We start from the raw sequence: 25,056 nt of genomic DNA, 5'->3' as shown, positions 1-25,056 counted from the left end.
GGCCATTCCTTCTCCCCCTGTGGGAGAAGGTGGATCGGCGCGCAGCGTCGAGACGGATGAGGGGTGTTGGACGGAGTGCCGTCAGTGCCAAGCTGGAGCACCCCTCATCCGTCGCCTTCGGCTCCCCCTTCTCCCACAAGGGGAGAAGGGGGAGCCAGCGATTGGGTCGTTGCTGGAAGTACTATCTTTGCTTCGCAGAGCTTTTCTATACTGTCTTGGCGCTCTTGAACCAATTCTTGTCCTGAGTTTTACTTTGTTCTGACCTGCCCCTCCGCCCTATCCAGAAACCCAGCAATCTCTTCCGGCAACTCGCCGGTTTCCAGGAAGGGCGCATGGCCTTGGCCGACCACCGTGATCGCCTCCATGCCGGGATGGCGCTTTTCCATCTCCTCGAGAGTGGCCGCAGACAGAAGCTTCGAATTGTCGCCGCGAATCGCGAGCATCGGCACGGCGGCAAGCGCCTCGAATTGCGGCCACAGATCCGGCAGCGGCTTGGTGAAGTCGACGCCGGCCAGCGTATCGACCAGCGCCGGATCGAAATCGGGCACCAGGCCGTCGTCCGTGTCGCGGCAGATCGCGGTCACCATCCGCGCCCAGTCTGTGTCGTTAAGCGCAGGGAAGCCGGCGCCATGCACCCGCCGCTGCGCTTCGATCGCCTCGGCGAATGTCTTCGGTTTCGGCGCGCGGTCGAGGTAGGAGCGGATATGGGCGAGGCCTTGCGCCTCGATCACCGGGCCGATGTCGTTGAGGATGATCGCCCTCAGCACGGCCGGCTTGAGCGCGCCGAGCACGTGGATGATCAGGCCGCCGCGCGAGGTGCCGATGAAGGCAGCCTCTTCGATGCCGAGTTCCGATAAGCCGGCGAGCACGTCGCCGGCTTCGACGCCGACATTATAGTGACCGATATCGGGATCGTAGTCGGATTGGCCGCGTCCGCGATAGTCGAAGGCGATGATCCTGCGCGGTTCCTTCGCATTGCCTGAAAGGTAGAGCGCGATCTCATGGAAGTCGCGCGCGTTGCGGGTGAGGCCGGGCAGGCAGACGACCGGCCAGCCAGCGTTGGCCTCACCGTAGATCCTGGCATGGAGCCTCAAGCCGTCTGGCGCGGCATAGAAGAAGTCGGAAAAGCCGTTGCTCGCCATCGGAATACTGCTTCCTCGCTGAGGTGACCGACAGCTACAGGCGAGGGCGGGAATGGTCAAATCATGGGAAGGGCACTTCAGACACGCTGGCGGGACAGCACCCCCTCTGTCCTGCCGGACATCTCCCCCGCAAGGGGGGAGATTGGCAGTTTTGGCCTTGGCACTCTTTCTGCGACGCGGGAGATTGGCGAAAGCCGAAGCGATATCCGATCTCCCCCCTTGCGGGGGAGATGGCCGGCAGGACAGAGGGGGGTGTGACAGAACTCGATCGAACGCAGTTGAGCGCCCTGCCTTCACAAGAAAGGCAATCACACTGGCGTTTCCTCAACCCCTTCCGTTCACCAGATCTCCAACGATGTCGTACTTGCCTGAAATACGCATCTTGTAGACCTCGTAATTCTCCATCACGCGCTGCACGTAACTTCTTGTTTCCGTGTAGGGAATCCGCTCAATCCAGTCGACGACGGCGTCGACGTCCTTGCCGCGCGGGTCGCCGTATTTCGCCATCCATTGGGCGGCGCGGTTGGGGCCGGCATTGTAGCCGGCGAAGGTCAGCACATAGGAGCCGTTGAAGCGGTCGAGCTGCTCGCCGAGGAAGGCGGAACCCAGCGTCGCGTTGTAGCCGGCATCGGTCGTCAGCCGCGTTTGCGAAAAGCTCATGCCGGCCTTTTTCGCCAATTGCTTGGCAGTGCCCGGCATCAGTTGCAAAAGGCCGCGCGCGCCGGCGCTGGAAATCGCGCCGATGTTGAACTCGCTCTCCTGGCGAGCGATGGCGTAGGCGAGCGCCTTGCCGGAACCGGAGATGTTGGCCGAATCGGGGATGACGCCCAACGGATGCGACAGCGCGCCGACATCGATGCCGCGCGCCGCTGCGATCTTGCCGACCTTCAGCGCCATGAAATGGTTGCCCTGTTTTTCGGCAAGCATCGCCAGCAGCGCCAGCTCGCCTGGACTGGTCAGCTGTCCCGCAAGGTCGCGGTAGAGCGTTTCGGCATAGCGGTCATAGCCTGCCTCCTGCAGCCGCTTGATTGCGCTCACCGCCTCGCGGCCCTCAAAACTCTGGCGGTCGGCGGCGCTCGGCTTCGGGTAGACGATGTTGAGGGTCCTGAGGCCCACGCGCTCGCCGGCGAGCTGGCCATAGAAGGTCGTGCCATAGGCGGCCGCGCGGGTGAAGTAATCCTTCGCGCTGCCCGGACCGCCGACTTCCGCGGCGCGGCCGAGCCAGTAATAGGCGCGCGACAGCGACGCCGGCCCCTGGGCGAGGTCGGCGATGCGCGAAAAATGCGCGGCGGCCGTCGCCGGATCGTTCAGGCCGCGCAACGCATACCAGCCGGCATGGAACTCGGCTTCGGCGGCGCTGGCCGGGCTCTCGGCCGCATGCATGGAGACAATTTTGTAGGCGGTCTTCATGTCGCCCTGATCGACCAGCTCGCGCGAAAGAACGCGGCGCTCCACCCACCATGCGTCAGGGTCGACCAGCGCGTCGCGGTCGGTCGGCGCCTTCATCACGATCGCCGCGGCATCCGCAAACTTCTGCTGCTTGCGCAGATATTCGGCCTCGGCAAAGAAATAGCCGGCCGAGCGCTGCGCCGCCGGCACGGCTTTGAGCAGCTTCGCCGCGTTCTTGTCGCCCTTGTCGGCCGCTGCCCATGCGTCCGCCAGTTGTTGCGCCCCGGCGAGGCCTGCGACACGCAGCGCCGAGGACGGCCGATCGGCATAGAACATGCGCTCCATCCGATAGCGGTGGTCGGCTGCGGGGATCAGCGTGCCGAACTCCTTGATGAAAGCGGCCTCGTACTTCGCTTCCAGGTTCTCCGTGCGCCAGAAAGGCACCAGCACCGCGCGCGCCGCCGCGGCATTGCCAAGCGCCACCTGCGAACGGGCAAGGATCATCACGCCTTCCGGCGTCAGCGGCTGGCTGCGGCCGAAGGCCTGCACCACCACTTGCGGCGTCGGGTTCTCGCGATAGAGCGCGCGCTCGCTGTTCTTGCGCAGCGCTATCGTGCCCGGCCATCCAGGCAGCATTTTTGCCGCGTCGGCGATCTCGCCGCTCGGCACCTGGTCGCCGCCATAGAGCGCGATCGCCCAGGCCAGGATGTGCCGGTCGAGCGACGTGGCGGGCAATGAGTCGCGTGCATTGCGCGCGCGGGCGATGTCATTGGCGGCGAGCGCGTCGAGGCCGCTCTTCAGTTGCAAGATGCCGGTCGAAGGTGGGGAGGGCTCCACCCGACCCGGAACCTGCGGCGTTTCGGGAGCGGGGATCGCCGCCGTCGCGCGCGCATCGACGCTGCCGCCGATCGCCATCCCCGGCATCAGCGCGACGACCGCGCTGAGAAGCGCGAAGAGATGAGGCCGCCCCGTCGGCATTATTCTATCCTGGCACCTCGTCGGCAGGCAGGGACGCTGAAGGTCCGGTGCCGAAGCCTAAACTCAGGTCGTCAAAGGCTCGTAAACAAAAGGTTATGGAGGCCGTTCGAATTCCCCCTGCTGGCATTATTGCGATGCTTGCCGCTGAACCATGTCGAGACTATGGTGCGCGGCTTCGCTTTCGGGTAGAAGGCGCGCAAATATACCGATCGACAACCGCAGATGCATGTCGCCCAAAAGTGGGTACCGGTTTTGGGACAACGACATGCATAGCCAACAAAGTTCCAGGAGTTTGGACAATATGCTGAGAGGCTCGCTGACCGCGCTCGTCACACCGTTCGAAAAGAGCGGGCGTTTCGACGAGAAAGCCTTTCGGGCATTTGTCGAATGGCAGATCGCCGAGGGCACCAAGGGCCTGGTTCCGGTCGGCACCACCGGCGAGTCGCCGACGCTGTCGCATGACGAGCACCGCCATGTCGTGAAGGTCTGCATCGAGGTGGCCAATGGCAGGGTGCCGGTGGTGGCCGGGGCCGGCTCCAACAACACCGAGGAAGCCGTCGGCCTGGTGCAATACGCAGAAAAGGCAGGCGCTGACGCCGCCCTGGTCGTCACGCCCTATTACAACAAGCCGACGCAGCGCGGCCTCTACGAACACTTTGCCGCCGTCGCACGGGCGACCAAGCTGCCGATCATCATCTACAACATCCCGCCGCGTTCGGTGATCGACATGACGCCGGAGACGATGGGCAGACTCCGCCATGACTTCAAGAACATCGCCGGCGTCAAGGATGCGACCGGCAAGGTCGAGCGGGTCTCCGAGCAGCGCATGACCTGCGGCAAGGATTTTATCCAGCTCTCCGGCGAGGATGCCTCGGCGCTTGGCTTCAATGCCCATGGCGGTGTCGGCTGCATTTCGGTGACCTCGAATGTCGCGCCGCGCCTTTGCGCCGAGTTCCAGGAAGCGACGCTCTCCGGCGACAGCGCCAAGGCGCTCGAGCTGCAGGACCGGCTCCTGCCGCTGCACAAGGCGATCTTCATGGAGCCGGGCGTGTCTGGCGCCAAATACGCGCTGTCGAAGCTGGGCAAGGTCGAGAACGTGGTCCGCTCGCCGCTGGTCACGGTCGAGGCTTCGACCGCCGAGAAGCTCGATCAGGCGATGAAGCACGCCGGCTTGATAAATTAGGGATGAGGCGCCACCTCTCCGCATTATGAATCAAGTCAAGAAAGCCGACCCCAACAACAGGACGGTCGCCGAAAACCGCAAGGCGCGCTTTTCCTACGAGGTGCTCGACACGATCGAGACCGGCTTGGTGCTGACCGGCACTGAGGTCAAGTCTCTACGCCAGGGCCAAGCCAACATCCAGGAATCCTATGCGTCCGCCGAGGGCGGCGAGATCTGGCTGATCAATTCCTATCTGCCGGAATATCTCCAGGCCAACCGCTTCAACCATGAGCCGCGCCGGCGCCGCAAGCTGCTCGTCAGCAAGCGCGAGATGGCCAAGCTTTCGCAAAGCGTCGAACGCGAAGGCATGACGCTGGTGCCGCTGAAAATCTATTTCAACGATCGCGGCCGCGCCAAGCTGCTGCTGGCGATCGCCCGCGGCAAGAAGCTGCACGACAAGCGCGAGACCGAAAAACAGCGCGACTGGTCGCGCGAGAAGGGGCGGCTCCTGAAGGAGCGTGGATAAAACCGCCGGCAATATGCGGACAAGGCGAGCAGGGGGCCAAGGCTTGAGGAACCGCTTGATCGTCCTGGCCCTGGCTTTCGTCTTTCTGGCGCTTGCCATCTGGGCAGAAGGCCTTTTGCGGCTTCTCGCTTTCCCACCGGATCGCGCCGAATTCCCCATCAGAGGCATCGACGTTTCCCACCACCAGGGCAATATCGACTGGCGGCGCGTTGCGTCCGACGATGTCGCCTTCGCCATCATCAAGGCGACAGAAGGCGGCGACCATGTCGACGATGCCTTTGCCGAGAATTTGCGCCAGGCCCGCGCGGCAGGCCTCGCGGTTGGCGCCTATCATTTCTTCACCTTCTGCCGCCCGGGCGCCGACCAGGCGAGGAACTTCCTTTCGGTCGTGCCGCGCGGCGAGCCGCTTTTGCCGCCGGTCGTCGATATCGAGTTCCACGGCAATTGTCCGGATCGACCTTCGCCCGCCGAGCTGAGCGCGGAACTGCTTGCATTTTTGGGCCCGGTCGAGGCGGCTTACGGCAAGCCGGTCATCATCTACATCACCGACGAGGCGGCGCCGACCTATGCCGCTCGTATCGCGCCTCGCCAGCGCTGGCTGCGCTCGATTGCGATGCCGCCGAAAGAGGAGGATTGGGTCTATTGGCAATACCTCGATACCGGCCGGGTCGACGGCATCGACGGCGATGTCGACCTGAATGTGTTGAAGGGCGGACCTGCGAGGCTTAGCGAATTGTTTGCCCCGGCGCCTCAGTCTGCCTCTTCGGGAACGCCGTGATCGCCTGGACGGATTTGTCCCAATCGCTTGCCGCTCGCGGCGCCTCACGGCAGGGCGGCTTTGGCCATGGGTTTGGCCAAAGCTGACAATGCCATGCCGGCTGCCATGATCGCGATGGCGGTGAGTTGGACGCGTGTCGGCGTTTCGCCGAGCACCGCCGCCCCAACGATGACAGTCACGATCGGCACGCAAGGCATGAACAGCGATGCTGTCTGCGATCCCAATTGCCGGACGATAAAGGTGTAGAGAAACATGGCAGCCGCACCTGCCAGAAATCCTTGGATGACGATCTGAATAGCGATTTCGGTGGCCGACGCTGCATGAAGGCCAGTCGGCGCAAGTAGGTAGACAAGCGGCAGCGGCAGGCATGACAGAAGCACGACGCTTGCCGTCGCCGTCACCGGATCGACGCGCCATCGCCGCACGAGCACGGCGTAGCTGGCAAACATCGCACCCGATCCGATGAACAAGAGATCGCCGAAGAATACGTCCGCCACGCCGATGCCTGCATGCGCTGGCGAAATGAACAGCATCAGGCCAGCAATGATCACGACGACGCCGATGGTTCGTTGGCGCGAGGCCTTCTCGGTGGCCGCGATTTGCGACAGCAAGAACGAGAAGAAGACAATCGACGCCGGACAGAGCGCCGCGCCATGCGCTGCAGGCGCATAGGTCAGCCCCCAGTTGATGATGATCGGGTATGGCAATCCGGCCAGTGCCGCAAGCGCCAGGGCGCGCTTGCAACCCAACGCCTGCATCGCCGCCATGCCGCTTCGACAGGCGATCGGCAGCAGGATCATGCCGGCACCGACAAAACGCAGGGTTGCCAGATCGGTTGACGTCAGATGGTCCCTGAGACTGAAGCGGGCGGCGACGAATTGCACGGCGTAGATGCCGATCATACCCAGGCCCGCGATGATGGCCAGCCTCGTATTGCGGTCCCATGCCATCTTCGTATCTGCCTGTCGCTCTCTCCGCACGAAGCAGAAACCGCCTCGGCCTAGCTTGGTGAAGCACAGGCTATTGCTTAGAAAACAGCGATGAAATACGTTACTTTCGCAGTATCTAAGTGAGATTCACTGGGGAAAGGCATCCTTGGCGTGAATTCTGAAGAAGGCGATCTCGACAATATCGACCGCAGCCTGCTTCGGCTGCTGCAGGAGGACGGACGCCGCACGACTCTCGATCTCGCTGCCCGAGTCGGCCTCTCGCCGACGGGCGCCAGTCAGCGAGTGAAGCGTTTGTTTCGGGAGGGCTTCATCACCGCGGTCAGGGCCGTGCTCGATCCGCGAAAGATCGGCCGCGGCACCCTTGTTTTCATCGAGGTGCGGCTCGATCACACGGCACCTCATATTTTCGATCGCTTCGCCGAGGCCGTGAGCAAGGCGCCCGAAGTTCTGGAATGCCACATGGTCGTCGGCGGCTTCGACTATCTGGTGAAGGCTCGTATTTCGGAAATGGCCGCCTATCAGGATTTTCTGAAGCGGGTCATCCTGCCGCTGCCGGGGGTAAAGGAGACACACACCTATGCCTCGATCGGCGACGTAAAACCCGACGCGCTGTTGCCGGTATGAAACCCGGCCGGCCGTCTTGTCAGCCTTGCAGGAACGCCGCGATCTCCCTGAACACGTTGACGAACATGTCTTCCGTCAGCACGCCGGTGTTGGTGTTGTAGCGCGAGCAGTGATAGCTGGAAAAAAGCGTGATGCCGCCGGCCTCCTGGCGCCCGCCATGGCGGAACGGAAGGGCGGCGACGCGCCCGCCCAGCGCCCGCACCGTCGACTGATGCGCGATCGAGCCCAGCGTCAGGATGGCGCGCAAATTGGGGAAGCGCGCGATGGTCGGCTTGAGGAAGGTGCGGCAGGTGGCGATCTCGGCGCCGACCGGTTTGTTCTCCGGCGGCACGCAGCGCACGGCATTGGTGATCGCGGTGCCGACCAGTTGCAACCCGTCATCCGGCCTTGCCTTGAATTCCCCCCGCGCCAGGCCTTGCGCGATCAGCGTGCCGTAGAGCAGGTCGCCGGCATAGTCGCCGGTGAACGGACGCCCCGTTCGGTTGGCGCCGCGCAGGCCGGGCGCCAGGCCGACGATGAGAAGCTTGACCGAGTCCTCGCCCTCCGGCGGCATGAAGGTCGGCACCGGCGCGTTGAACCAGCGCGGCTCGCGCTCGCGCCAGGCGGCGATGAAGTCGTGCAACCGCGGGCAGAGCGGGCAATCGCGATCGGGTTCGGGGGAAGCCGCGGCGCTCAAGGCCGCCGCTCTCAATAGTCGTCCTCGTCGGCTTCAGCCGGCTCAGGCCGGCGAGCCGGGCGTTCCGACGGGTCGCGGCCGACCTCGTTCTTCAATGTCATCAGGTCGATGAAATGGTCGGCCTGGCGGCGCAAATCGTCGGAGATCATCGGCGGCTGCGAGGCCATGGTCGAGATGATCGATACCTTGCGGCCGCGTCGCTGCAGCGCCTCGACCAAAGTGCGGAAGTCGCCGTCGCCCGAGAAGATGACATAGTGGTCGACGACGTCGGCGAGCTCCAGCGCATCGACGGTGAGCTCGATGTCCATATTGCCCTTTATCTTGCGCCGGCCGGTCGAGTCGGTGAACTCCTTGGCGGGCTTCGTCACCACCTTGAAGCCGTTATAGTCCAGCCAGTCGATCAGCGGCCGGATCGAGGAATATTCCTGATCCTCGACCAGCGCGGTGTAGTAGTAAGCCCGGAGCAGATAGCCGCGCTTCTGGAAGCTCGCGAGAAGCTTGCGGTAGTCGATGTCGAAGCCCAGCGCCCGCGACGTGGCGTAGAGATTGGCGCCGTCGATGAAAAGAGCGATCTTTTCACGGGGATCGAACATTGAAAAACATCCCTTTTCGAAAATTGCTGTCGTCTAAATGCGCGTGACGGGCAGGCCGATAATGGTCCCTCTTTGCCGTCCCATTCGAGATAACGCCAGATTTATGGATATCCAAGGGCGCGAACGCGGATTGCAAGCAATTGTGATCGGCACTATGTGAACGGCGGGACGATGTCCGGTTGTTGAGCCGGGCAAGCGGGTCGTGGCTGGTCGCTGCCGCCATAATGCTTGTATTTCGGCGGCGTCCTTGTTATGGAGCCCGCCAGTTTTCCATCAAATCCACGCATGAAAGGGGCAGTCCATGGCCCGCGTAACCGTTGAAGATTGCATCGACAAGGTCGATAACCGTTTCGAGCTCGTGCTGCTGGCCGGCCACCGTGCCCGCCAGATCAGCCAGGGCGCGCAGATCACCGTTCCTCGCGACAACGACAAGAACCCGGTCATCGCGCTGCGCGAGATCGCCGAGGAGACGCTGTCGCCCGACGACCTCAAGGAAGACCTGATCCATTCGCTGCAGAAGCATGTCGAGGTGGACGAGCCGGAGGCCGACGGCGAGGCGATTGCCGACCAGACCGGCGCCGCCACCGCTGCTGCCGACACCGACGATGCCGAAGAGAACATCGCCTTCGACAGGATGAGCGAGGAAGACCTGCTCGCCGGCATCGAGGGTCTGGTGCCGCCGGAAAAGAGCGACGACTACTAAGAGCTTTTGATAATTCCGCTCAGCCGATAGTTGAGCGGATTCTGAAAAGCTCCGGAGGCCGCCTGGATCAAGCATCCGGCACTTCCGTATCGTCAGTTTCGTGGCTATCTATGGGATGCGTCGCACGCCGGTGCGGCGCATCAATCATTTCAGCACCGCGAGATCCCGCCCATGATGCGTCAGTATGAGCTTGTCGAGCGCGTGCAGCGCTACAAGCCAGACGTAAACGAGGCGCTGCTCAACAAGGCCTATGTCTACGCCATGCAGAAGCATGGCCATCAGAAGCGTGCCTCGGGCGATCCCTATTTCTCGCATCCGCTGGAAGTCGCCGCCATCCTCACCGAAATGCACATGGACGAGGCGACGATCGCCGTCGCCCTTTTGCACGACACGATCGAGGACACGACCGCGACCCGGGCCGAGATCGACGAGCTGTTCGGCCCCGAAATGGGCAAGCTGGTCGAAGGCCTGACCAAGCTGAAGAAGCTCGACCTCGTCTCCAAGAAGGCCGAGCAGGCCGAGAACCTGCGCAAGCTGCTGCTGGCGATCTCCGAGGACATTCGCGTTCTACTGGTGAAGCTCGCCGACCGCCTGCACAACATGCGCACGCTCGACCATATGCCCGAGTCCAAGCGACTGCGCATTGCCGAGGAGACGATGGACATCTATGCGCCGCTCGCCGGGCGCATGGGCATGCAAGGCATGCGCGAGGAACTGGAAGAGATCGCCTTCCGCTACATCAATCCGGAAGCCTATCGCGCGGTCACCGCGCGGCTCGCCGAAATCTTCGAGCGCAACAAGGGCGTGCTGGACGAGATCGAGAAGGCGCTGTCGGGCCTGTTCGAAAAGCATGCGATCAAGGCCAGCGTCAAAAGCCGGCAGAAGAAGCCGTGGTCGGTGTTTCGCAAGATGGAAGCCAAGGCGCTTTCCTTCGAGCAGCTCTCCGACATCTTCGGCTTCCGCGTCGTCGTCGATACGGTCGAGGATTGCTATCGCGCGCTCGGCGCCATCCACACCGCCTGGTCGATGGTGCCCGGCCGCTTCAAGGACTACATCTCGACGCCGAAGCAGAACGACTACCGCTCGATCCACACCACCATCGTCGGCCCGTCACGCCAGCGCGTCGAACTGCAGATCCGCACCCGCGAGATGAACAAGATCGCCGAATACGGCGTCGCCGCGCATTCGATCTACAAGGACACGGGCGGCAAGGCGAACGGCGCCGCGCACGCGATCTCCAAGGAGACCAACGCTTATGCCTGGCTGCGCCGCACCATCGAGCAGCTGGCCGAAGGCGACAACCCCGAGGATTTCCTCGAAAACACCAAGCTGGAGCTGTTCCAGGACCAGGTGTTCTGCTTCACGCCCAAGGGCATGCTGATTGCATTGCCGCGCGGCGCCACCCCAATCGACTTCGCCTATGCCGTCCACACCGATGTCGGCGACACCTGCGTCGGCGCCAAGGTCAATGGCCGCATCATGCCGCTGATGACGGAGTTGAAGAACGGCGACGAGGTCGAGATCATCCGCTCGAAGGCGCAGGTGCCGCCCGCCGCCTGGGAATCGGTCGTCGTCACCGGCAAGGCGCGCGCCGCCATCCGCCGCGCCACCAAGAACGCCATCCGTAAGCAATATTCGGGGCTCGGCGCCCGCATCCTGGAGCGCGCCTTCGAGCGCGCCGGCAAGAGCTTTGCCAAGGAGAGCCTGAAGCCGGTGCTGCACCGGCTGGCGCGCAAGGACATCGAGGATGTGCTGGCCTCCGTCGGGCGCGGCGAGCTTGCATCCGCCGACGTCATGAAGGCGGTGTTCCCCGACTATAAGGACGAGCGCGTCACCGTCGCGGCGCCCAAGCAGCGCGAGGAGGGCTGGTCGAAGATCCGCAACGCCGCCGGCATGCTGTTCCAGATGCCTGGCCGCGCCGCGCGCAAGGGCAAGGACCAGCAGCGCGACGGCGCCGTGCCCATCCGCGGCGTGCGCGGCGACCTGCCGGTGCGCTTCGCGCCGGAAGGGGCGGTGCCCGGCGACCGCATCGTCGGCATCATCCAGCCGGGGACCGGCATCACCATCTATCCAATCCAGTCGCCGGCGCTGCAGGCCTTCGACGACCAGCCCGAGCGCTGGATCGACGTGCGCTGGGACATCGACGAGAGCACCAAGGAGCGCTTCCCGGCCCGCATCTCGGTCACCGCCATCAATGCGCCCGGATCGCTCGCCGACATAGCGCAGGTCGTCGCGTCCAACGACGCCAACATCCACACGCTGTCGATGGTGCGCACCGCGCCCGATTTCACCGAGATGCTGATCGATCTCGAAGTCTGGGATCTCAAGCATCTCAATCGGCTGCTGTCGCAGCTCAAGGACAATTCGAGCGTCAGCGACGCGCGGCGCGTGAATGGATGAATAGTGAATAGTGAAATAGAAGGTGCTCCCACTACCATTCACCATTCGCCGAGGGCATGGAGCGAACAATGAACACTGACGAAGTGCTGGGCATTTTCCGCGAGGCCGGCGCGGTTCTCGAAGGTCATTTCATCCTGACGTCGGGTCTGCGCAGTCCGATTTTCCTGCAGAAGGCGCGCGTCTTCATGCATGCCGACAAGACCGAGCGCCTGTGCAAGGCGCTGGCCGAGAAGGTCCGAAAAGGTGTGCCGGGCAGGATCGATTACGTCGTCGGCCCGGCGATCGGCGGCCTGATCCCGGCCTACGAGACCTCGCGCCATCTCGGCATTCCGGCGATCTGGGTCGAGCGGGAAGGCGGCGAGTTCAGGCTCCGCCGCTTCGAGATCGCCAAGGGATCGCGCGTCGTCATCGTCGAGGATATCGTCACAACAGGTCTGTCGATCCGCGAGACCATCGATTGTCTGCGCGAGCTCGGTGCCGAAGTGGTTGCGGCCGCCTGCATCATCGACCGCTCGGCCGGCAAAACCGATGTCGGCGTGCCGCTGATCGCGCTCGCCGAATATGAGGTGCCGGCCTATCCGCCGGACCGCCTGCCGCCGGAGCTTGCCGTCATCCCGGCCGTCAAGCCCGGCAGCCGCAACATCTGAAGTCGCGATGTGTGAAAACAAGCTCTTGAGCGCGCTGTTTGAATTTCTTTGCCAGCGATGCGGGTCGAGATCGCGATGATCGCCGGCATCGACCACTTCGTGCTGACGGTCCGCTCGGTGGAAGCGGCCTGCGACTTCTACCAGCGCGTCCTGGGTATGCGGCGGCTGGACGAGCCGAACCGGCCGACCGCGCTTTTGTTCGGATCGCAGAAGATCAACCTGCACGAGGTCGGCCGCACTTTCGAGCCGAAGGCAAGGACGCCGACGCCGGGCTCCGGCGATTTCTGCCTCGTTGCGGCAGTGCCTCTTGCCGAAATCCAGGCCAGTCTCGCGGCCAACGGCGTGACGATCGAAATCGGCCCTGTCGAGCGCACTGGCGCCCGTGGCAGGATGATGTCGGTCTATTTCCGCGATCCAGACGACAATCTGGTCGAGGTCAGCGAGTATCTGGCTTAGCGAGGTCGAATCTCATGGCGCAGCGGCGGGCGGCGGGCATGCCGTGCTCGACCTCGCCGCTAAGCAGGCTTGCGAGCCGTTCGTCGATCTCGGCGCCTTCCAGGATGTGAAATCCGAACTTTCGGTAGAAGGGCGCGTTTCAGGCGACGTCGCGAAACGTGGTCAGCGTCACCGCCGCCAGTCCGCGCCGCCTGGCGTCCTTGATTGCCCGTTCAAGCAAGGCGCTGCCGATGCCCGAACCCTGCCGGTCGAGGCGCACGTCGAGCTCCCAGATGTGCAGCGCAAAGCCTTCGAGCCCGGCGCTCAGGAAGCCCACCGGTCGGTCCTGGTCATCGGCGGCGACCCAGCATGCGCCTTCGGCGATCAGCGCGCTCTGCCGCTCGGCGCTCACATTGTCGCCATCGGCAAGCCAGGCGAGGTCCGGGATATCGCGGAACGCCAGCCCGGCGGACTGCTCGATATCGGGCAATGCATCGGCGTCGCCGGACCGCGCCGGTCGAATGGTGATCATCGGCTTCGCATCCCGGTTGTTTTTCCTCAGTTTCGCCAGAATGGCGCTTTTGTTACAGCCTGCGGCAGACCATCGCGGCGGCGTTTGATTGTTCCGCGGCCTGGCCGTCGCTATATCAAAGTTTTGTTGCCTTCCTGCGCCCTCGAAGCGCAAGATATGTTGTCGCGACCCGGGTGGCAGGGGAGCGTGTGTTGGACCAGGAACTGAAACAGAGTGCTTTTTCGACGCCGAGAGCCTGATGGCCTCCTAGAGCGGGTGCGTACTTATCTTTGGCCGCGCCGCTCGTTCTCGCGCTCTGTGCAGTATTTCTCCAAGCGCATCCTGCGGCTGAAAGCGACGCCACATTCCGTGGCGGCCGGCGTCGCGGCGGGCGTCTTCGCCTCCTTCTTCCCGCTTGGCTTCCACTTCATAATCGCCGCCGTGCTCTGCTGGGTGATCGCCGGCAATCTGGTGGCGGCCGCCCTCGGCGCGGTGTTCTTCGGCAATCCGCTGACCTTCCCGCTGCTTTGGGGCGCCTCCTGGGAAACCGGCAAGCTCATCCTGCATGAGCGCCTGCCCAAGCACGGGCCGCCCGAGCATCTCGGCGAAATGATGCATACGCTTTCCTTCGCGAAATTGTGGCACCCGATCCTGGAGCCGATGCTCCTCGGCGCGGTGCCGCTTGGCCTGATCTTCGGGCTGATCTTCTATGGCATCACACGCTGGGGCATGACCGTGTTTCGCGAGCAGCGGAAGAAACGCATGGCCGAGCGGGCCGAGAAGGCCAAGCGCGCCGGCGGACGGGAAGTGCCCGCGGAATGATCATCGGCATCGGCAGCGACCTGATCGACATCAGACGTATCGAGAAGTCGCTGGAGCGGCACGGCCGGCGCTTCATCCAGCGCATCTACACCGAGGTCGAGCAGGCAAAATCGGAAAAGCGCGCGGCGCGTGCAGCCTCCTACGCCAAGCGCTTCGCCGCCAAGGAGGCCTGCGCCAAGGCGCTTGGCACCGGCATGGCCGAGGGTGTCTTCTGGCGCGACATGGGCGTGGTCAATTTGCCTAGCGGCGCGCCGACCATGGCGCTGACCGGCGGCGCCGCCGCCAGGCTGGAGAAAATCCTGCCCAAGGGCCATCGTGCGCTGATCCACCTCACCATCACCGACGATTTTCCGCTTGCTCAAGCCTTTGTGATCATCGAGGCCGTACCCGCCGAACAAGCGCCACATTGATTCCATCTGACCACGGGCGGCATGACGTTGCCCAGCGCGCGCCGAGACTCTATACCAACCAACGCACAATCGAGGACGACATGAGCGTGGCTGAAAAATCGCAGAAGAAATCCGGCGGGCTTGGCGAAACCTTCTCCGTCATCATCCAGGCTCTGCTGCTCGCGCTCGTGATCCGCACGCTGCTGTTCCAGCCCTTCTCCATCCCGTCCGGCTCGATGCGGCCGACGCTGCTCGAGGGCGACTATCTCTTCGTCACCAAATGGGCCTATGGCTATTCGCGCTACTCGCTGCCCTTCGGTCCCAACATTTTCTCCGGCCGTATCTGGGGCTCGGAGCCCAAGCGCGGTGACGTGGTGGTGTTCAAGTTCCCGCCGGACCCGTCTGTCGACTACATCAAGCGCGTCGTCGGCCTGCCTGGCGACAAAATCCAGGTCAAGGACGGCCAGCTCATTATCAACGGCACCGCCGTGCCGCGCGAAAAGGTTGGCGAGATCAACAACCCTGACATCACCGAGGTCGACCGTCCGGTCGACGTCTACCGCGAGACGCTGCCCAACGGCATCACCTATGACACGCTCGACCTGACGCCCAGTTCGATCGGCGACAACACCCGCGAGTTCGACGTGCCGCCCGGCCACTATTTCATGATGGGCGACAACCGCGACAATTCCTCCGACAGCCGCTTCACCGTCGGTTTCGTGCCGGCCGAGAACCTTGTCGGCCGCGCCAATGTCATCTTCTTCTCGATCGCCGATGGCGCGAGCCCGTTGGAAGTCTGGAAGTGGCCGTCGCTGATGCGCGTCGGGCGCCTGTTCCATTTCGTCCACTAGAGCGATGGCGGCCACCAAGCGTTTAACCGCCGATGCCCTTGCCGAAGCGCTTGTCGAGCGCACCGGCCACGCCTTCGCCGACCGCCAGCGCCTGCAGCGCGCGCTGACCCATGCCAGCGCGCGCTCGACCCATGCCGGCGTCGACTATGAACGCTTCGAATTCCTGGGCGACCGCGTTCTCGGCCTTGTCGTGGCCGATATGCTGCTCGCTGCCTTCCCCGACGCGGCCGAGGGCGAGTTGTCGCTGCGCCTCAACGCGCTGGTCAATGCCGAGGCGCTGTCCGAGATCGCCGAAGAGATCGGCCTGCCGGAACTGGTCCGCGCCGGCTCCGACGTGCGCAACCTCGAGGGTCGCAAGCGCACCAATCTGCGTGCCGACGCGCTGGAATCGCTGATTGCCGTGCTTTATCTGGATGGTGGCCTTGAGACTGCCCGCGCGTTCATCCACCGCTATTGGCAGCCGCGCTCGCAAGCGATCGGTGCTGCCCGCCGCGACGCCAAGACAGAATTGCAGGAATGGGCGCATCAGGCGGCGTCGGGCGCCGTCCCGGCCTACCGGGTGGATGCTCGCGAGGGACCTGATCACGATCCGCTGTTCACCGTCAGCGTCAAGGTTGGCCACTTTGCGCCGGCCATCGGCAGCGGCCGTTCCAAGCGCGAGGCCGAACAGGCCGCGGCCGCGGCCCTGTTGCTGCGCGAAGGCGTATGGAGCGCTGCATGACCGGCACCGAAGCTCCTGAAGCACCCGCCGCGCGCTCCGGCTTCGTCGCGCTGATCGGCGCGCCCAATGCCGGCAAGTCGACGCTGGTCAACCAGCTGGTCGGCGCCAAGGTCTCGATCGTCACCCACAAGGTGCAGACGACGCGCGCGATCGTGCGCGGCATCGCCACGCATGAGAATGCGCAGATCGTCTTCGTCGACACGCCCGGCATCTTCAAGCCGAAGCGGCGGCTGGACACGGCGATGGTCACCACCGCCTGGGGCGGCGCCAAGGACGCCGACGTCGTGGTGCTTCTGATCGATGCCGAGCGCGGCATCAGAGGCGATGCGGACGCCATTCTCGACCGGCTGAAGGACGTCAGGCAGCCGATGCTGCTCGTCCTCAACAAGGTCGACCGCGTCAAGCCGGAGACGCTTCTTTCGCTGGCGGCGACAGCGAACGAGCGCGTGCCGTTCAAGCGCACCTTCATGGTCTCGGCGCTCACCGGCTCCGGCTGCCAGGATCTGCTCGACTATCTCGCCGAGACGCTTCCCGTTGGGCCCTGGTACTATCCGGAAGACCAGATCTCCGACCTGCCGATGCGCCAGCTCGCGGCCGAGATTACGCGAGAGAAACTTTATCTGCGGCTGCATCAGGAGCTTCCCTATTCTTCCCATATCGAAACCGAGAAATGGGAAGAGAAGAAGGACGGCTCGGTGCGCATCGAGCAGGTCATCTATGTCGAGCGCGACAGCCAGAAGAAGATCGTGCTCGGCCACAAGGGCGAGACGATCCGCGCCATCGGCCAGGCCGCGCGGGCGGAGATCGCCGACATCCTCGAGCAGAAGGTGCACCTCTTCCTGTTCGTGAAAGTGCGCGAGAACTGGGGCGACGACCCCGAGCGCTACCGCGAGATGGGACTGGAGTTTCCGCATTAAAGCACGTCGCGCTTAAGCGGATTCGGGCGACGCGCTTTAAGTCATCGTTTTGATGCACGTCGTTCTCCCAAGCCGCTGCGCTGTTTTGGGCGACATGCATTAGGATGGTCGATGTGTGTCGCGCCGAATGACCGGCACGAAGAGGTACTTCACGACGCGTTCCTTCATCAGCAAGAGGGCCTTCGTCGAGTCCATGTCGGGGGTCGCGGCCGGCCGGGTGCAGAGATAGAAATCGTCGCTAGTGGTCAGAAGAATCCTAGGGTCGCCCGTGCTGACCTGCTCCCTTAGGCTGGCGACATAGTAGCCGTCGGGGTTGGGGCGCACGTCGTCCGTTGAGGCAGCCTCGTTGACATGGTCAGGGCCGCAAAGTTTGACGATGCGGGAATCCGCACTTGCCGCCGGTTGCGCTGCCGAAAAAAGAGCGAGCGCGACGATGAACACTGTCCGTTTCATATCATCCTCCTTCAATCCGGTGGTTCTGGGGTCGCTTGGAAGCGACGGCCGAATTGGCTATATTAGGAAGCGCCGGGAGGGGTGAAATGTCCCGAAAGGCTCCTGAAATTGACCTGAAATCTGCCGAAATGATCACCTTCGGCGGTTTTGTTTTCCTGGCGAAAAAAAGAGAACTTCAGACCGTTGAAGGCAAGGCGGTCGAACTTCGCAGCCAGTCTGCCGAAGTTCTGTCCGTGCTCGCGGCGCGATCGGGCGAGATCGTATCCAAGGATGCGCTGATGCGGGCGGTCTGGCCCGATACCTTCGTGACCGAGGACAGCCTTACCCAATGCATTGCCGATATTCGCCGCGCCTTGGGCGACGACGCGCATAAGATCGTGGAAACTTTGCCCAAGCGAGGCTACCGGCTGAACGCCGATCTGTTGGATGCGGCAGGTTCAGCCGCCACTGCCGGCGCGGAACGAACCAAGTCACGAATCCTGCGACGCGGCTTGCTTGCTGCAATCGTTCTCGTCGCTGTCGCGATCGGCGCATACTACGGTACGGAAATATGGCGAGCCGCCCCGGCTCGTTCGAGCGACATGCCGAGGATCGCCGTCTTTCCCTTCGACGACTTCAGCACCGGCGCGGATAAGGGATATCTCAGCGATGCCGTTGCCGACGGAATCATTACTGAGCTGGCGCGGAGCAAGACCTATGCCGTCATCGCCCGGAACTCGAGCTTCAGGTATCGCGATCAGCCGACTGACGCCAGGCGGATTGGAGAGGAACTCGGCGTCGACTTCCTGCTCGAAGGGAGCCAGCAGAAGATCGGAGACCGGCTGAAAGTGACCGCCCAGTTGCTGAACGCGGATGACGGATCGCATCTCTGGGCCAACGCCTACGACCGGGAAATTGGCGACCTTTTCGTCGTTCAGGAGGAAATCATCCGCACGCTTTCGGCCCGGGTCGGGCACAGGATCGAACGCACCTGGCCAGAGAGCAGCTCTGCCCGGGTCAGCGCGCTCCACTATCACCTGATGGGGCTCGTCGAACTCGACAAGGATTTCTCTGCCGCGGGGAACGAGTTGTTTCGGCAGTTGAACCTCAAGGCGATCGAAGCGGATCCGAACTCGCAATTCGGCTATATCGGGCTGGCCTTTTCCTATCGCAATGACGCGGTATTCGGGTTTCACCGGCAGGAACATAGCTTTGAGGAGGCGTTGAGGCTCGCTGCCGAATACGCAGACAAGGCCATCCTGCTCGCTCCGGACGATGCCGAGGCGTATTATGTCCGCGCCCGCATCCATAACGAGGCCGGCGAGATCGAGCAGGCCCTCATACGGTTCGATCAGGCCATCGCCCTGAATCCCGGCGATTCGGATATCCTCGAAGCCAGCGCGGCCCCGCTGCTCTTTATCGGCCGCATCGACGAAGCGATCGATCGGATCAAGCAAGCTATGGGCATCGATCCTTTCTACCCTGACTGGTACCATTGGGACATGGGCTGGGCGCTCTGGGAAAAGAACAATTGCGGGGCCGCGCTGACGGAGATGCAAAGAATGTCCAGAATCCCGAGTGGCGCACAGCGAATGCTTGCGGGAATCCAAGCTTGCCTGGGAAACGTGCGGGAGGCAAAGGAAGCGCTCGCGATTTTCCTCAAAGACTCTCCCGGCGATTCCATCCGCGAACAGCGCAAGAAGTGGGAGAAGCTATACAGCAACCCCGTTCGGTTCGAACGCTGGGCCGAACACATGCGCATCGCGGGCTTGCCGGAGGAGTGACGGCTGTGCGCGGCACCGGCAGTTTCGAGACGCGACATGCATAACCCGAAAGTAGATATCGACGCCAACCTGGTGCGTCGGCTCGTCGACGCGCAGTTTCCCGAATGGCGGCATCTGCCTGTGGAACCCGTCGCGTTCGGCGGCTGGGACAACCGCACCTTCCATCTCGGCGACGAGATGGCGGTGCGCCTGCCGAGTGCTGCTTTCTATTCGTTGCAGGTGGAAAAGGAGCATCGCTGGTTGCCAAGACTGGCGCCGCTCCTGCCGCTGTCGATCCCGGAGCCGCTGGCCATAGGCGAGCCGGCGGCGGGCTATCCCTGGCACTGGTCCGTCTACCGTTGGATCGATGGCGAAACGGCAAAGAGCGGGCGCATCGCCGATCCCAGCGCCTTCGCGCTCTCGCTCGCCGATTTCCTGGTGGCGTTGAAGCGGATCGACCCGGCAGGCGGGCCGGCGCCGGGCCAGCACAATTTTTATCGCGGCGGATCGCTGACGGTCTATGACGGCGAGGCGAGGCGGGCGATCGCCGCGCTCGAAGGCGAGATCGATGCGCAGGCCGCCACTGCCGTCTGGGAAGCGGCTCTTGCCGCGACCTGGCACGGCTCGCCCGTCTGGTTCCACGGCGACGTCGCCTGGGGCAATCTCCTGGTAGAAGACGGCCGCCTGAGCGCCGTCATCGATTTCGGCACCTCCGGCGTCGGCGACCCGTCCTGCGATCTCGCGATCGCCTGGACCTTCTTCGAGGGCGAAAGCCGCGAGGCGTTCCGCACCCGCATAGCCGTCGATGAAGCGACCTGGGCGCGCGGTCGCGGCTGGACGCTGTGGAAGGCGCTGATCACCACTGCCGGACACGACGCCAACCAGGCCGAGGCGGAAAAATCTCGCCGCGTGATCCACGAAGTACTGGCCGATCACGAACGCTGGGCGTGACGCAGATTATAACAGGCTTCTAGCCCTGAAATCGCAGCGAAGGTCGCCAGCGGCATCACGAGAGTCAGCGGTTTTCCCGACAGCGGTTCGGCGCCATATCCACGATACCAAATCGCGGCGCTCGCTCTTGAACAAATCCTGGCGGTCCCTGCTAGGAGACCTCGGTCTGGTCGGGCGCATCGTGCCCTTCGTCGGGCGGACCGTCCCGGGTAACCCTGGTCTTGCGACGGCGTTTGGGCGACTTGGTCACCGCGGCGTTTGTCGCCGCGCTGCGCTTGGGCCTTTCCGTCGTCAGCTTCGGCCCGGGCCGCTTGATGCGCGGCGGCGGTGACTTGCCCGCCTTGTCTTCGCCGCCCATGTAGAACGTCACATGAGGGAAAGGTATCTCGATGCCGCGTTCCTCGAAGACCTCCTTGATGATCTCGTTATAGGCGCGACCCAGGGCAAAATGCTTTCCGGGTTTGGTCTTGATGCGGGCCCGGACCAGAATGGCGGAGTCGGCGAATTCGGTCACGCCATGCATCTCGAGGTCGCCGATGATGTCGCCCGCGAACCCGGCCTCCTTCAGCTTGTCGAAGGCCTCGTGCATCGCCTGCTTCACCTCGGGAATGCTCGCCCCGTAATCCACGCCGATCGACGCGACGTGATAGCTGAAGTTCTTCATGAAGTTCGTCACGGCATCGACGGAAGAGAACGGGATGAGATGATAGGCGCCGTCGAGAGTACGCAACGACACGGAACGGATTGTCAGTCGCTCGACGGTGCCGGTGACCCCGCCTGCGGTTACCACATCGCCTTCATTCATCGCGTTCTCGAACTGTATGAAGGCGCCGGTGATGATGTCCTGTACGAGTTTTTGCGCTCCGAAGCCGACCGCCAGGCCGACGACGCCGGCACCGGCAAGCAGCGGGCCGATGTTTACGCCAAACTCGGACAGGACCAGCATGACGATGAGGACGCCCAGCGCGACCACGAAGGCGTTGCGGAACAGGGCGAGAAGCGTCCGTTCCCGAGGGGACGGGACATGGCCGTAATTCGGATTGAGGCGATATTCCACCCACGATTGGACGGCGAGATAGATCAGGCCGCCGACCAGCATTATCAGAATCGCGGAAACGATTGAAACGGCGAAGCGCTGGCCGACTTCGCTCGACAGCCATCCGACAACGTCTGCCGCTCGCCAGAATTGGGCGATGACCAGCAACACAACCGCGGCGACCAGGATGCGAACCACCCTGAGCACATTGGGAACGAAGGCATTGAGGCGCCGCTCGAGCAGCGGAAGCCGTTCGCTGACTTCGGCGGGCAGGTTTATCCCCGCCCCGGCGACCCGCGCGATGATGCCTGCCAGCAGCACGCCTATGGCCACCGCGACGATCGACTGGACGGTGGCCGCGAGGACGAACGGCAGGGCCATCGCGGGAGCCGCGAGCCACAGAACGAAGACGAGGATCAGGTATCCGATCGCCACGACGTGCCAAAGCCTGGCGAGACCGGCCAGGAATCTGCCCAGAATGTCGGTTCGGCGGGTCTCGCTGCGGCGCAGCAGCCATCGCCGTACCTGATCGCGATTCTGCAGGATGACAATCAGGGCGAGCACCAGCGCGGCAAACATCACGACCACGCGGACCACTTGCGCGGCGTCTTCCGAAACGTTGACCGCAACGATCGGCGCGAGGAAGAACATCGTATAGCCGACCACGCTGACGAAGCGGCTCAGCCAGAAATACCAGTATGCCGCCGTCGTATCGCCCAATGTCCAGATCCGCAGCGCGGGCCATCTCGGGGCAAGCAGCGTGCGCGCAAGGACCTTGATGAGCTCGATGACCAGAAAGGCGTTCAGGAACAGCGCTCGGTTCATCTCCGCCTGGCCCGCCTGGTCGATAACGAATGCGGAGAGCGAAGACACCGAACCGATTGCCCAGGCCGCGAGCACGGTGAGCGCGTCGGCCAACGCGGACAACCCGATGAAGCCGAACCGCTCGAACCTGCCTCCGCGTGTCGCCGCATTGGCGAATGTGCGCTGGAACCGTCCAAAGGCGAACCGCAACGCGAGGTAGACGGCGAAGGTGAGGACCACGACAAGGGCGCTGTTGCGCACAGCGTTCCAAAGGCTCTGCACATCGATCGAGACGCCTCCTGAAAAGACGCCGGCAATTCTCTCGACGAGAGCGGCGGTCGTCTTGATCAGGCCGGAAGCGCTCTCTGCTGCGTCCCTCGTATACGCGGCGACTTCCTGTGCGATCGTCGTTTCAGGCGCTGCCTCGGCCGCCGGCTGGTTGCCTTCCGCGGCCGCGGCGCGCAGCTTGTCGATCAGGCGGTGCCGCGCCTGGTCGTTCTCCAGGATGGTGATGAGCGCTTCGACGTCCGCGTTCGGCTCGCCGGGCTTGGGACCCGCTTGTGCGGCCGGTTGTTGAGCGAAGCTTGGTGCCCCGCAGAGCAGTAGAAACAACAATAGAGAAATTAGAGTTCGCATTGCTGGCCCAGGCGGAAAACTATCGATCGGGGTGCGCGGTGCCGGCGCCGGCTCGGACATTCTTGCAAAATCGCAGGCAGCCGCGTCTTCGCATTGGTGCAGTTCATCTAGGGCGAACCCGCTGGGGTGGAAGTTGGTACCTTCGTCGAGTGCGGCAAGCTTTTCGTCCCTCCTTGGCGACGCGCTCCGGGTGCCATAACGAACTTTGCCGCCGATCGTTGCCGGGTCGGCCAAAGATAACGGCCACCGTTTTGGTTTCCTCACGGGCCGAGCCCCGACGAGAGAAAATCGGCTGTCCCGCGGGGCCAGCACGAAGGCCATCCTGGACACCGTCCGCTCTTGATTTCGCAGCGATTGCGGCGCCCTGTTTCGGCGCCGCATTCGTTTAGCGACTTATGACGCGTGGACCTCGACGAACTGTCCCGTGCGCCGACGGACAAAACTCTCCGTGCCGTAGTAAGCAACGATCGCGACCGCGATGGCCGCCCAGATCGCAACGCCGATCCATTGCTGCTGGATGTAGTCACCCCCGACAAACACCTTGCCGAGAAAGCGCACGCTGTTCTGATGTGTGACATGCATCAGGATGGCGACCAGCACGCTGCCGGTATTCTGGTAAAGCCAGGTGAAGACGATTGCAGCCAGCACGACGTTGATCGTGCCGTAGAGGCTGAGATCGCCGACCAAGCCGAGCGGTAAGTGCCAGATCGCCCAGATCACGCCGAGGATCAGGCTACCGGCGAACGCCGAATGGCTGGAAAGAAGGCGCGGCGTCGCAAAGCCGCGCCACCCGGGTTCCTCGCCTAACGGACCGCTGAAGACAGCATAGAGCGCGATGATCGGCAGCATCTCGGATAAGGCGGGGATGTTGCCCCAGGCCGGTACCGCGGCGCCGAACAGCGGATTGATCAGGATCGAGGCAAGCTGCGCGCCGAACGGCAGGCCGAACGCCACCAGATACCAAACCGGGCGGACACGCCATTTCACCATCGAGGCGAGCACGGCCTTGATCGTGCCCCAGCCTCCGGCAAGTCCCGAGACGATGAAGCCGGAGACCATCGGCCCGAAGGTGAACCAGGGAATACTATCGCCATGCGACAAATAGAAGGGGACGAACGCCAGCCATGTCAGGCCGAGCGCCAGTGAAAAAAATCCAATAAGCTGATGCCTTCGCACCAGGCTCAGGAAGGAAGTCATCTCAAGTCCTCTCAACGGGCAGTGATCATGAGAGGTCGACGGCTGCCCGATCGGTCGACATGCATCTGGGCACGATCCGCCGAACCGTTCCGGCGGGCGGTGCGTCGACCGCATCGGCCAACGCGTTCTTATTGGAGGCAGCGCGCTCGAAAATCCCGACGGCTTTCTGAAAGATTTCCGATATTTGCAATTGGCAGCATTCTTCATGCTTGATTCAGCCGAAATCTTGATTTCGCCGCGCAACAGGTGAAAAGCTCGACCCATGGAATGGCGCGACGAGGGAATCATTCTCGGCACCCGCAAGCATGGCGAAACCAGCGCCATCCTCGAGGTGATGACGCGCACGCATGGCCGCCATCTGGGTCTCGTGCGCGGCGGCCGCTCGCGCAAGCAGCAGCCGGTGCTGCAGCCCGGCAACCGCGTCGATCTTCTGTGGCGGGCGCGGCTCGACGAGCATTTGGGCATCTTCCAGGCCGAGGCGATCGAGATGAACGCCGCCCGGCTGATGGACAGCGCGGTCGCCGTCTACGGCCTCCAGACCATGGCTGCGCATCTCCGGCTTCTGCCCGAGCGCGACGCCCATGGTGGGCTCTACGAGGCGCTGGCGGTGATGATCTCTCATCTCGACGATGCCGATGCCGCGGGCGAGCTGGTGGCGCGTTTCGAGCTGCTCATTCTGGACGAGCTCGGCTTTGGCCTGGATCTCAGCCAATGCGCCGCGACCGGTTCGAGGCAGGACCTCGCCTATGTCTCGCCGAAATCCGGGCGCGCCGTCTCGCGCGCTGCCGGCGAGCCCTGGCGCGACAAGATGCTGGCTCTGCCCGCCTTCCTGCAGCGCGGTTCCGGCCTGCGCGCCGACGCGACGGCTCTCGAGGACGCCTTCCGGCTGACCGGCTTCTTCTTCACCCGCCATGTCTACGAGCCGCGCGGCCTCGAGCCGCCCGACGCCCGCGCCGGGTTCCTCGCTGCGCTGCGCCGGCATCAGGCGGCGGTGAAGGCGATCGCCGGGCAGTAGGTCGAGCG

25 protein-coding genes are annotated in these 25,056 nt (G+C 63.4%); 16 read left to right on the top strand and 9 right to left on the bottom strand.

The genetic code is table 11. The annotated features are described in order from the left end of the window. Positions 1-248: 248 nt before the first annotated feature. Both ABID26_RS02475 and ABID26_RS02470 read right to left on the bottom strand, forming a co-directional pair. Positions 249-1,142 (bottom strand): alpha/beta fold hydrolase, encoded by an 894-nt coding sequence (locus ABID26_RS02475; protein ID WP_292301663.1) that lies wholly within the window; start codon positions 1,140-1,142, stop codon positions 249-251. 324 nt (positions 1,143-1,466) lie between these two features. Then, entirely contained in the window at positions 1,467-3,509 is a 2,043-nt protein-coding gene (locus ABID26_RS02470; protein WP_292301661.1) for a lytic transglycosylase domain-containing protein, read from the bottom strand. Positions 3,510-3,810: 301 nt separating this feature from the next. On the opposite strand from ABID26_RS02470, the gene dapA reads away from it, so the two are divergent. Genes dapA through ABID26_RS02455 form a run of 3 tightly spaced genes read left to right on the top strand, consistent with a single transcriptional unit; the run spans position 3,811 to position 5,975 of the window. Further along, positions 3,811-4,692: a 4-hydroxy-tetrahydrodipicolinate synthase gene (dapA, locus tag ABID26_RS02465; protein WP_292301659.1), complete on the top strand. Its 882-nt coding sequence runs from the start codon at positions 3,811-3,813 to the stop codon at positions 4,690-4,692. Between the two features lie 25 nt (positions 4,693-4,717). After that, positions 4,718-5,197, top strand: a complete 480-nt coding sequence (gene smpB / locus ABID26_RS02460; RefSeq protein WP_041002108.1) for an SsrA-binding protein SmpB — start codon at positions 4,718-4,720, stop codon at positions 5,195-5,197. Positions 5,198-5,240: 43 nt separating this feature from the next. Continuing rightward, positions 5,241-5,975, top strand: a complete 735-nt coding sequence (locus ABID26_RS02455) for a glycoside hydrolase family 25 protein (RefSeq protein WP_245460037.1) — start codon at positions 5,241-5,243, stop codon at positions 5,973-5,975. Between the two features lie 44 nt (positions 5,976-6,019). Here ABID26_RS02455 and ABID26_RS02450 read toward each other — a convergent pair whose 3' ends face one another. Continuing rightward, positions 6,020-6,925 (bottom strand): DMT family transporter, encoded by a 906-nt coding sequence (locus ABID26_RS02450; RefSeq protein WP_354413655.1) that lies wholly within the window; start codon positions 6,923-6,925, stop codon positions 6,020-6,022. A 150-nt stretch (positions 6,926-7,075) separates the two neighbouring features. On the opposite strand from ABID26_RS02450, the gene ABID26_RS02445 reads away from it, so the two are divergent. Beyond that, on the top strand, positions 7,076-7,549 hold the full coding sequence (locus ABID26_RS02445; RefSeq protein ID WP_126101226.1) for an Lrp/AsnC family transcriptional regulator: 474 nt from the start codon (positions 7,076-7,078) through the stop codon (positions 7,547-7,549). A gap of 19 nt (positions 7,550-7,568) precedes the next feature. Here ABID26_RS02445 and ABID26_RS02440 read toward each other — a convergent pair whose 3' ends face one another. Next, positions 7,569-8,240, bottom strand: coding sequence for a uracil-DNA glycosylase (locus tag ABID26_RS02440; protein WP_435528538.1), 672 nt, complete (start codon positions 8,238-8,240; stop codon positions 7,569-7,571). Beyond that, complete coding sequence (locus tag ABID26_RS02435; RefSeq protein ID WP_126101224.1) at positions 8,237-8,818, bottom strand: LabA-like NYN domain-containing protein; 582 nt, start codon at positions 8,816-8,818, stop codon at positions 8,237-8,239. Before ABID26_RS02435 ends, ABID26_RS02440 begins: the two co-directional genes overlap by 4 nt. A gap of 301 nt (positions 8,819-9,119) precedes the next feature. Between ABID26_RS02435 and rpoZ the strand changes: the two genes are divergently transcribed. The 4 genes from rpoZ to ABID26_RS02415 all read left to right on the top strand — a co-directional run bounded on the left by rpoZ (position 9,120) and on the right by ABID26_RS02415 (position 13,024). Then, complete coding sequence (gene rpoZ, locus ABID26_RS02430; protein ID WP_040972027.1) at positions 9,120-9,521, top strand: DNA-directed RNA polymerase subunit omega; 402 nt, start codon at positions 9,120-9,122, stop codon at positions 9,519-9,521. Positions 9,522-9,692: 171 nt separating this feature from the next. Further along, on the top strand, positions 9,693-11,921 hold the full coding sequence (locus ABID26_RS02425) for a RelA/SpoT family protein (RefSeq protein ID WP_126101223.1): 2,229 nt from the start codon (positions 9,693-9,695) through the stop codon (positions 11,919-11,921). A 68-nt stretch (positions 11,922-11,989) separates the two neighbouring features. Further along, on the top strand, positions 11,990-12,568 hold the full coding sequence (gene pyrE, locus ABID26_RS02420) for an orotate phosphoribosyltransferase (RefSeq protein WP_292301650.1): 579 nt from the start codon (positions 11,990-11,992) through the stop codon (positions 12,566-12,568). A gap of 75 nt (positions 12,569-12,643) precedes the next feature. Beyond that, entirely contained in the window at positions 12,644-13,024 is a 381-nt protein-coding gene (locus ABID26_RS02415; protein WP_292301710.1) for a VOC family protein, read from the top strand. Between the two features lie 139 nt (positions 13,025-13,163). Here the strand turns inward: ABID26_RS02415 and ABID26_RS02410 are convergent, their stop codons facing one another. Continuing rightward, the gene (locus ABID26_RS02410) at positions 13,164-13,535 is read right to left on the bottom strand and encodes a GNAT family N-acetyltransferase (RefSeq protein ID WP_292301648.1); all 372 of its coding nucleotides are present in this window, start codon (positions 13,533-13,535) and stop codon (positions 13,164-13,166) included. 213 nt (positions 13,536-13,748) lie between these two features. On the opposite strand from ABID26_RS02410, the gene ABID26_RS02405 reads away from it, so the two are divergent. The 5 genes from ABID26_RS02405 (at position 13,749) to era (ending at position 17,214) form a co-directional block, all read left to right on the top strand. Further along, the gene (locus tag ABID26_RS02405) at positions 13,749-14,336 is read left to right on the top strand and encodes a DUF2062 domain-containing protein (protein WP_126101219.1); all 588 of its coding nucleotides are present in this window, start codon (positions 13,749-13,751) and stop codon (positions 14,334-14,336) included. Then, positions 14,333-14,746 carry a holo-ACP synthase gene (gene acpS, locus ABID26_RS02400; RefSeq protein ID WP_059189099.1) on the top strand — a complete coding sequence of 138 codons (414 nt, stop codon included), beginning with the start codon at positions 14,333-14,335 and terminating at the stop codon, positions 14,744-14,746. The genes ABID26_RS02405 and acpS overlap by 4 nt, the downstream gene beginning before the upstream one ends. A gap of 80 nt (positions 14,747-14,826) precedes the next feature. Continuing rightward, a complete protein-coding gene (gene lepB / locus ABID26_RS02395) occupies positions 14,827-15,576 on the top strand; it encodes a signal peptidase I (RefSeq protein WP_126101217.1) in 750 nt (249 codons plus the stop codon). Between the two features lie 4 nt (positions 15,577-15,580). Next, entirely contained in the window at positions 15,581-16,297 is a 717-nt protein-coding gene (rnc, locus tag ABID26_RS02390) for a ribonuclease III (RefSeq protein ID WP_126101216.1), read from the top strand. Continuing rightward, positions 16,282-17,214, top strand: a complete 933-nt coding sequence (gene era / locus ABID26_RS02385; RefSeq protein ID WP_435528536.1) for a GTPase Era — start codon at positions 16,282-16,284, stop codon at positions 17,212-17,214. Before rnc ends, era begins: the two co-directional genes overlap by 16 nt. Positions 17,215-17,313: 99 nt before the next feature. Here era and ABID26_RS02380 read toward each other — a convergent pair whose 3' ends face one another. Then, the gene (locus ABID26_RS02380; protein WP_292301642.1) at positions 17,314-17,667 is read right to left on the bottom strand and encodes a hypothetical protein; all 354 of its coding nucleotides are present in this window, start codon (positions 17,665-17,667) and stop codon (positions 17,314-17,316) included. Between the two features lie 86 nt (positions 17,668-17,753). Between ABID26_RS02380 and ABID26_RS02375 the strand changes: the two genes are divergently transcribed. Continuing rightward, positions 17,754-19,430, top strand: a complete 1,677-nt coding sequence (locus tag ABID26_RS02375) for a winged helix-turn-helix domain-containing protein (RefSeq protein WP_354413650.1) — start codon at positions 17,754-17,756, stop codon at positions 19,428-19,430. Positions 19,431-19,466: 36 nt separating this feature from the next. Further along, positions 19,467-20,360 carry an aminoglycoside phosphotransferase family protein gene (locus ABID26_RS02370; protein WP_292301637.1) on the top strand — a complete coding sequence of 298 codons (894 nt, stop codon included), beginning with the start codon at positions 19,467-19,469 and terminating at the stop codon, positions 20,358-20,360. 151 nt (positions 20,361-20,511) lie between these two features. On the opposite strand, the gene ABID26_RS02365 is transcribed toward ABID26_RS02370, so the two are convergent. Together ABID26_RS02365 and ABID26_RS02360 are read right to left on the bottom strand one after the other, a co-directional pair. Then, the gene (locus tag ABID26_RS02365; RefSeq protein WP_354413648.1) at positions 20,512-23,157 is read right to left on the bottom strand and encodes a mechanosensitive ion channel domain-containing protein; all 2,646 of its coding nucleotides are present in this window, start codon (positions 23,155-23,157) and stop codon (positions 20,512-20,514) included. A 72-nt stretch (positions 23,158-23,229) separates the two neighbouring features. Further along, complete coding sequence (locus ABID26_RS02360; RefSeq protein ID WP_354413645.1) at positions 23,230-24,033, bottom strand: CPBP family intramembrane glutamic endopeptidase; 804 nt, start codon at positions 24,031-24,033, stop codon at positions 23,230-23,232. Between the two features lie 262 nt (positions 24,034-24,295). On the opposite strand from ABID26_RS02360, the gene recO reads away from it, so the two are divergent. Beyond that, positions 24,296-25,048 carry a DNA repair protein RecO gene (recO, locus tag ABID26_RS02355; RefSeq protein WP_292301634.1) on the top strand — a complete coding sequence of 251 codons (753 nt, stop codon included), beginning with the start codon at positions 24,296-24,298 and terminating at the stop codon, positions 25,046-25,048. Positions 25,049-25,056: the final 8 nt, after the last annotated feature.

Origin of the sequence: Mesorhizobium shonense, from assembly GCF_040545255.1 — a bacterium.
Lineage (GTDB): Bacteria > Pseudomonadota > Alphaproteobacteria > Rhizobiales > Rhizobiaceae > Mesorhizobium > Mesorhizobium shonense.
Note: the sequence above shows the minus strand (reverse complement) of the source record. Positions and strands in the feature narration are given on the sequence as shown.

What these genes read in the sequence shown, in the direction of transcription:
- ABID26_RS02380 (WP_292301642.1), bottom strand. Translation starts at nt 17,667, where the DNA reads ATGAAACGGACAGTGTTCATCGTCGCGCTCGCTCTTTTTTCGGCAGCG.
- ABID26_RS02435 (WP_126101224.1), bottom strand. Translation starts at nt 8,818, where the DNA reads ATGTTCGATCCCCGTGAAAAGATCGCTCTTTTCATCGACGGCGCCAAT.
- ABID26_RS02410 (WP_292301648.1), bottom strand. Translation starts at nt 13,535, where the DNA reads ATGATCACCATTCGACCGGCGCGGTCCGGCGACGCCGATGCATTGCCC.
- rpoZ (WP_040972027.1), top strand. Translation starts at nt 9,120, where the DNA reads ATGGCCCGCGTAACCGTTGAAGATTGCATCGACAAGGTCGATAACCGT.
- ABID26_RS02365 (WP_354413648.1), bottom strand. Translation starts at nt 23,157, where the DNA reads ATGGCCTTCGTGCTGGCCCCGCGGGACAGCCGATTTTCTCTCGTCGGG.
- ABID26_RS02360 (WP_354413645.1), bottom strand. Translation starts at nt 24,033, where the DNA reads ATGACTTCCTTCCTGAGCCTGGTGCGAAGGCATCAGCTTATTGGATTT.
- smpB (WP_041002108.1), top strand. Translation starts at nt 4,718, where the DNA reads ATGAATCAAGTCAAGAAAGCCGACCCCAACAACAGGACGGTCGCCGAA.
- ABID26_RS02415 (WP_292301710.1), top strand. Translation starts at nt 12,644, where the DNA reads ATGATCGCCGGCATCGACCACTTCGTGCTGACGGTCCGCTCGGTGGAA.
- ABID26_RS02370 (WP_292301637.1), top strand. Translation starts at nt 19,467, where the DNA reads ATGCATAACCCGAAAGTAGATATCGACGCCAACCTGGTGCGTCGGCTC.
- dapA (WP_292301659.1), top strand. Translation starts at nt 3,811, where the DNA reads ATGCTGAGAGGCTCGCTGACCGCGCTCGTCACACCGTTCGAAAAGAGC.
- ABID26_RS02375 (WP_354413650.1), top strand. Translation starts at nt 17,754, where the DNA reads ATGTCCCGAAAGGCTCCTGAAATTGACCTGAAATCTGCCGAAATGATC.
- lepB (WP_126101217.1), top strand. Translation starts at nt 14,827, where the DNA reads ATGAGCGTGGCTGAAAAATCGCAGAAGAAATCCGGCGGGCTTGGCGAA.
- rnc (WP_126101216.1), top strand. Translation starts at nt 15,581, where the DNA reads ATGGCGGCCACCAAGCGTTTAACCGCCGATGCCCTTGCCGAAGCGCTT.
- ABID26_RS02450 (WP_354413655.1), bottom strand. Translation starts at nt 6,925, where the DNA reads ATGGCATGGGACCGCAATACGAGGCTGGCCATCATCGCGGGCCTGGGT.
- pyrE (WP_292301650.1), top strand. Translation starts at nt 11,990, where the DNA reads ATGAACACTGACGAAGTGCTGGGCATTTTCCGCGAGGCCGGCGCGGTT.
- ABID26_RS02470 (WP_292301661.1), bottom strand. Translation starts at nt 3,509, where the DNA reads ATGCCGACGGGGCGGCCTCATCTCTTCGCGCTTCTCAGCGCGGTCGTC.
- acpS (WP_059189099.1), top strand. Translation starts at nt 14,333, where the DNA reads ATGATCATCGGCATCGGCAGCGACCTGATCGACATCAGACGTATCGAG.
- recO (WP_292301634.1), top strand. Translation starts at nt 24,296, where the DNA reads ATGGAATGGCGCGACGAGGGAATCATTCTCGGCACCCGCAAGCATGGC.
- era (WP_435528536.1), top strand. Translation starts at nt 16,282, where the DNA reads ATGGAGCGCTGCATGACCGGCACCGAAGCTCCTGAAGCACCCGCCGCG.
- ABID26_RS02425 (WP_126101223.1), top strand. Translation starts at nt 9,693, where the DNA reads ATGATGCGTCAGTATGAGCTTGTCGAGCGCGTGCAGCGCTACAAGCCA.
- ABID26_RS02475 (WP_292301663.1), bottom strand. Translation starts at nt 1,142, where the DNA reads ATGGCGAGCAACGGCTTTTCCGACTTCTTCTATGCCGCGCCAGACGGC.